The 5,262-nt window shown below is 56.8% G+C and carries 6 protein-coding genes; 3 read left to right on the top strand and 3 right to left on the bottom strand.

Features of this window, described 5'->3' with window-relative positions; translation table 11 throughout:
• The first annotated feature begins 167 nt into the window (after positions 1-167).
• The 3 genes from WMO23_RS10900 to WMO23_RS10890 are packed head-to-tail and all read left to right on the top strand — an operon-like array spanning position 168 to position 1,902.
• Positions 168-527, top strand: a complete 360-nt coding sequence (locus WMO23_RS10900) for a hypothetical protein (protein WP_292108286.1) — start codon at positions 168-170, stop codon at positions 525-527.
• Between the two features lie 19 nt (positions 528-546).
• A complete protein-coding gene (locus WMO23_RS10895; protein ID WP_303267868.1) occupies positions 547-1,224 on the top strand; it encodes a hypothetical protein in 678 nt (225 codons plus the stop codon).
• A gap of 18 nt (positions 1,225-1,242) precedes the next feature.
• Positions 1,243-1,902 (top strand): sensor histidine kinase, encoded by a 660-nt coding sequence (locus WMO23_RS10890; RefSeq protein WP_036200712.1) that lies wholly within the window; start codon positions 1,243-1,245, stop codon positions 1,900-1,902.
• On the opposite strand, the gene WMO23_RS10885 is transcribed toward WMO23_RS10890, so the two are convergent.
• Genes WMO23_RS10885 through WMO23_RS10875 form a run of 3 tightly spaced genes read right to left on the bottom strand, consistent with a single transcriptional unit; the run spans position 1,899 to position 4,951 of the window.
• Entirely contained in the window at positions 1,899-2,798 is a 900-nt protein-coding gene (locus WMO23_RS10885; RefSeq protein ID WP_020311426.1) for a radical SAM protein, read from the bottom strand. The genes WMO23_RS10890 and WMO23_RS10885 overlap by 4 nt on opposite strands.
• A 13-nt stretch (positions 2,799-2,811) precedes the next feature.
• Entirely contained in the window at positions 2,812-4,206 is a 1,395-nt protein-coding gene (locus tag WMO23_RS10880; protein ID WP_020311425.1) for an FAD-binding oxidoreductase, read from the bottom strand.
• Positions 4,207-4,219: 13 nt separating this feature from the next.
• Positions 4,220-4,951 carry a LytR/AlgR family response regulator transcription factor gene (locus WMO23_RS10875; RefSeq protein ID WP_020311424.1) on the bottom strand — a complete coding sequence of 244 codons (732 nt, stop codon included), beginning with the start codon at positions 4,949-4,951 and terminating at the stop codon, positions 4,220-4,222.
• Between the last annotated feature and the right edge of the window lie 311 nt (positions 4,952-5,262).

The raw sequence follows: 5,262 nt of genomic DNA, 5'->3' as shown, positions 1-5,262 counted from the left end.
TCCGTTTCAGCAACCGTCCTGCCATTCCTTGTAGTCATGGCCTGACGGGCTGAAAAGGCACGTGCGAGCCCCTACAAATTATAATGCACCTTATCAGAAACATCCATGTGCCAGCCACATAAATATGCCATAATAAGGTATCTTGTATTTGATAGAAAGGGAGTGATATGCATGTCAGCTACGGTCTTGACGACGGCTTCCCCCCGTCCCTGCCCTTTGAAATCGCCTTGGGCGACATCCTGGCCAAAGCCATTGCCATGTCGGCCCAGGCCCTCCAGTCCCTGCCGAAAGACCAGCGCCTGCTCATCATCGGGACGACGCCCATACACGGCGGCCTGCTGGTCTTCATTAAACATGCCGTATCACCGGACATCCCGGACGACAAAAACGACCTCCTCCGGGAAGCGCCCTATGCCCAGTTCGTTCCGGACCTGAATCAGTTCTCCCGGCTCTACGAGGCGACCTTCCGCTATGACCTCCACAACCACCTGGCCAGCCTGTATTTGACGATTCCCTATCAGACTTGATTGGAAGTGATACTCAGCCATGCTTTACAACATCGTGACCGTTTTCCTGATGACGACAGCCCTCATGCCGCCAGCTATCCTCCAGTACTATGCCTTTGAACCCTTGCTGAAGCATCGGCAGAAAGTCCTCGTCCTGGGTGGATATGCCGTCCTGTACCTCATGGAACTCCTCTTTTTCCTCTATATGTTCGTCTGGGGTCCCTGGGAACACAGCTTCATCTTATATAAAAAAGTCTTTGTCATCGCCTGGATTCCCCATTTTCTTTGGGCCGTCGTGACGATCCGGCCTTATGTATTCCTCCATCTCTACGTCTTTTCCATCCGCGCAGCCTGTACGATCTTCGTCCACACCCTGATGGCCCTGATCCTGCTGGCCATCTTCCATGGCGACAGCTCCCGGCCGGCCCTGTCGGCAGCCATCTATCCGGCCCAATGGCTGTTCTATATCGTCTGCTACATGGCCCTTATGCCCATGCTGCGCCGTTATTTCAATGAAGTCTTCGTGAAATACCGTCATCTGACGACGCATCACTATTGGAAATACATCAGCATGCTGCCGCTCTTCCTGCTGCTGGACATGTACTTCATCATGGCCAGTTCGGACGTCCTCATCATGGACCGGATGCTCCTGCCCCGCAGTATCCTGCTCCTGGCTTTGCTCATCATCGCCCAGAGCATCCGCACGGGCCTCCGCTAAACCGATCAGACCCTGAAGATGTACGAACGGACAGAAAATATGACAGCCCAAATCGAAGCCAGCTACGATTATACCCATTCCCTGCTGGAGTCACAGAACCAGATGAAGGCCATATATAAAAAACGCAAGGCCTACCTGGACGAACTGGAACAACTCATCGTGTCCCATCGTTCCCAAGAAGCCTTGCAGCTCATCGAGGAAATCGGTGCCGAGCTGAATCAGACCAAGCGCAAACAGTATTGTCAGAATCCCCTGGTCAACGCCGCCTTGTCGACGTATCTGGCCAAAGCCGAAGCCCTGCACATGCCCATTACCGTCAAAGCCGTCATCCCCAAGGAAAATACGGCTCTCAGCTCCGACCTGGCCATCGTCTTGTCCAACCTCATCGAAAATGCCATCCATGCCAGCGAAAAGCAGCCCGGAAGCCATCGCGCCCTGTCCCTGCTGACCATCTGCCAGGGCGACATCCTCAGCATCCTGGTCAAGAACCGCTTCGACGGGACCGTAGCCCTCGATGAAGACGGCCTGCCGACGACAAAGGTCAAGGGCCATGGCATCGGCATGAAATCGCTGAGCCGCTTCCGCGACACCTATGACGCCAGCGTCCTCTGCACCTGTGAAGACGGCTGGTTCTCTACGTACATCCGCGTCCCCTGGGGCAAGGGCAGCCCGTCTTAGACGACGCCTGTACCGTCGAAGGCCGGGATGAAGGCGTCGCTGGCACTGCCTTTTTCCTGGACGAAGCCGTCTTCGATGCCGCTGTCGAAGAGGTACTGTTCGGCTTCATCGTACTCTTCGTCCGACAAGGGCCGGTCGATTTCGGGGTATTCCCCGGCCCGGCCGCAGGGTACATACTGGCGCATCAAACTGAATAAGACCTGGCCGTCATCGAAGTGGTCTCGCACCCAGTCGATGACGGCTTTCGTATTGTCTACGCAGCCCGGCAGGATGAGGTGGCGGATGACGACGCCCTTCTGCAGGATGCCGTCGTCGTCCATTTCATAAGGGCCGACCTGGTCGTACATGCGCAGGATGGCCGCCGTGGCGACTTGCGGATAGTCTTCGGCAGCACTGTAGCGCTTGGCCAATTTCGGGTCGAGGTATTTCAAATCGGGCAGATAGATCTGCACTTTGCCCTTGAAATCGTCAATCGTCTCCTGCGATTCATAGCCGCCGCAGTTGTAGACGACCGGTACCGGCAGGGGGGCGGCCAGACTCGCCAAGATGGCCTGTTTATACGGCGTCGGCGTGACCAGGTTGATGTTGTGCGCCCCCTGGGCGATGAGCCGGCCGTAAAGCTCCCGCAGCTTGTCCACCGTAATGGGCACGCCCGTCCCGCCCATGGAAATGGTGGCATTCTGGCAGAAACAGCAGCGCAGGTTGCAGCCCGTGAAAAAGACGGCGCCAGAGCCGTGGCTGCCGCTGATACAGGGTTCTTCCCACTGGTGCAGGGCCGCCCGGGCTACGACGGGCTGGAGCGGACTGTGGCAAAAGCCGGGCATCTTTTTTTCATCCCAAAAGGCCGCGCGGACGACGCCGCAGCGGCGGGGACAGTCATTACAATAGGTTTCCATAGTTTTCTATACCTCAGTCAAAAATTTTTCCGGGATTCAGGATATTCTTCGGGTCCCAGGCCTGCTTCACAGCCTTCATCAAGGCCAGTTCCACCGGATCCGTATACTTGGCGAACAGGGCCTTGCGGGCCTGACCGATACCGTGTTCCCCGGAAATGGCACCACCCAGCTCATAAGCTGCCTGGCAGGCCTTATCTTCAAAGGCGGCGACTTTCTGCTTTTCATCCCCTTCATCGGCGAAGCCCTTGCGCAGGACATCGAGATGGATATTGCCGTCGCCGGCGTGGCTGACACCGCGGAAGACGACGCCCAGCGCCTGTCCCAAATCCCGTAAGCGTTCCATGAAGGGCAGGAGCCGGTCCGGCGGGACGACGAAGTCTTCCATGGCCGCCACGGGGCAGTCCGCAGCCGACGCTTCCGTAAAGGCCTTGCGGGCCTTCCAGACTTTATCGGCGTCGGCCATGAAGACATCGACAGCTCCCAGGCGGCGGCAGACTTCATCGACAGTGACGCAGTCGTCATCGAGCGTTTCGTCCCGCGAGCTGTCGAGCTGGATAATCATATAGGCGCCGCCGGCCGGGCAGGGCTGTTTTTCTTTGAGCCAGTCCTGGACGACGGAAATGACGTCATAGTCCATGAATTCCAGGCACGTCGGCGTAATACCTGCCTTGGGCAGGGCCGTGACCAGGGCCAGGGCCGTTTCCGGCGACGGAAAGACGGCCAGGACGTGGGCCGTGGCCCTGGGCAGGGGTACGAGCTTCAAAGTCAGCTCCGTAATGATGCCCAGCGTCCCTTCGGAACCGATGACGATTTTTTCCAGGGGATAACCGGCCGTCATCTTGTGCAGGCGCTTGCCGAGATGGGCGATCTGCCCGGTCGGCGTGACGACTTCGATGGCGTAGATCTGATCCCGCGTCGTCCCGTACTTGACGGCCCGGTTGCCGCCGGCATTGGTCGCGCCATTGCCGCCAATACAGCAGCAGTCGCCGCTGCAGGGGTCGCCGGCATAGAGGAGGCCGCGCTTGCGGGCTTCTTCCTGTATCCGCGCCGTAATGACGCCGGCCTGGACGACCATGTACATGGCGTCTTCATTGATTTCTACGATACGGTCCATCCGTTCCGTACTGACTACGATGCCGCCGCGGCTGTCGGCCACAGCTCCGCCTTCCAGGCCGGTCCCGGTCCCCCTGGGGATGACCGGGATGACGGCGTCATTGGCCAGGCGGACGACAGCCGCCAATTCTTCGGCCGACGCCGGCAGGACGACGACGTCGGGCAGACAGGCTGGCCCGGTCCCTTCGTCTTGTCCATAGGGAATCTTTTTATCCCGGTCCGTCCAGACATATTTAGCGCCGACGATGGCTTCGAGGTCCGCGACGACGGCCGGGGTTACGTGATTATACTCCATAATGACTTCCTTCTCAGGCTTCCTGCCCGAAGATAAATTTTAAATAACTTTCCTGGAACTGGCGATATTTCCGCTTGGCCAGGGGAATCTTATGGCCCTGGATTTCGATGTAATCGCTCTTGATGACGCGGATAGCCGACTGGTTGACGATATAGCCTTTCCCAGGCGATACGAACTGGCCCGGCGCAATGGCATCCAGCGTATCCAAGAGACTAGCCAGGGACTGCCGCGTTTCCAGCAGCAAGTGGTCTGCCGTATAGACCTGCTGGATGTGCCCATTGCTTTCGACGTAGAGGATGGCGTTGACTTCTTCGACCTGGATACCGCCGCCGACGAGGCGGAAGATCATCTTGCCGCTGTGGCGCTGGCGGATGCTTTCCATGACGCGGTCCATGGCCTGGTCGAACTCTTTCTGCGTAAAGGGCTTGACCAGGTAATGGGCAGCCCGGACGGCAAAGGCTTCGACGGCAAATTCTTCGCTCGTCGACAAGAAGACGATTTCCGCCCGGCTCTTCTGCTTGCGCATCTCTGCGGCAATGTCCGTCCCCAGCAGGCCGGGCATACAGATATCCAGCAGGACGATGTCGAAATTCCCTTCCTTTTCAAAAGCATCGACGAAATCCATGGCATTGTTATAGGTAAAGACTTCGGTCGGTTCCTTTTTATCGTGGAAATACTGTTGGACTGCCTTTTGAATGATGTCCAACTGTTCCTGTAAATCATCACAAATCGCAATTCGTACCATCGTGACGCCTCCTTTCAATAAACAAGTATTTTACAAGTTTATTATATCACCAGATTCGTCTCAAGCCGTCCGATGTGTCACGAAATGGCGCATTTTTGACGCGTAGCGGCGTTCAGAAGAAGGTATTTACCATCATGCATGGTCCCTTTTTCTCTATAGTAGGGGCGCCCATGTGGGGCGCCCGTCAGCATATGCAAGAATCCCGTTATCACTGATTTGCCTGAGCGGGCTCGCCACGTGTGTTATGTGCAATAACATAGTTTACATAAATAGGGGTCTTCCCCCTACTGAAAAAAGTGATACTTTTAGGC

This window comes from Megasphaera intestinihominis (assembly GCF_040096415.1).
GTDB classification, from domain to species: Bacteria; Bacillota; Negativicutes; order Veillonellales; family Megasphaeraceae; genus Megasphaera; species Megasphaera intestinihominis.
The sequence above is the reverse complement of the archived record's forward strand: the minus strand, read 5'-3'. Positions and strand labels throughout refer to the sequence as shown.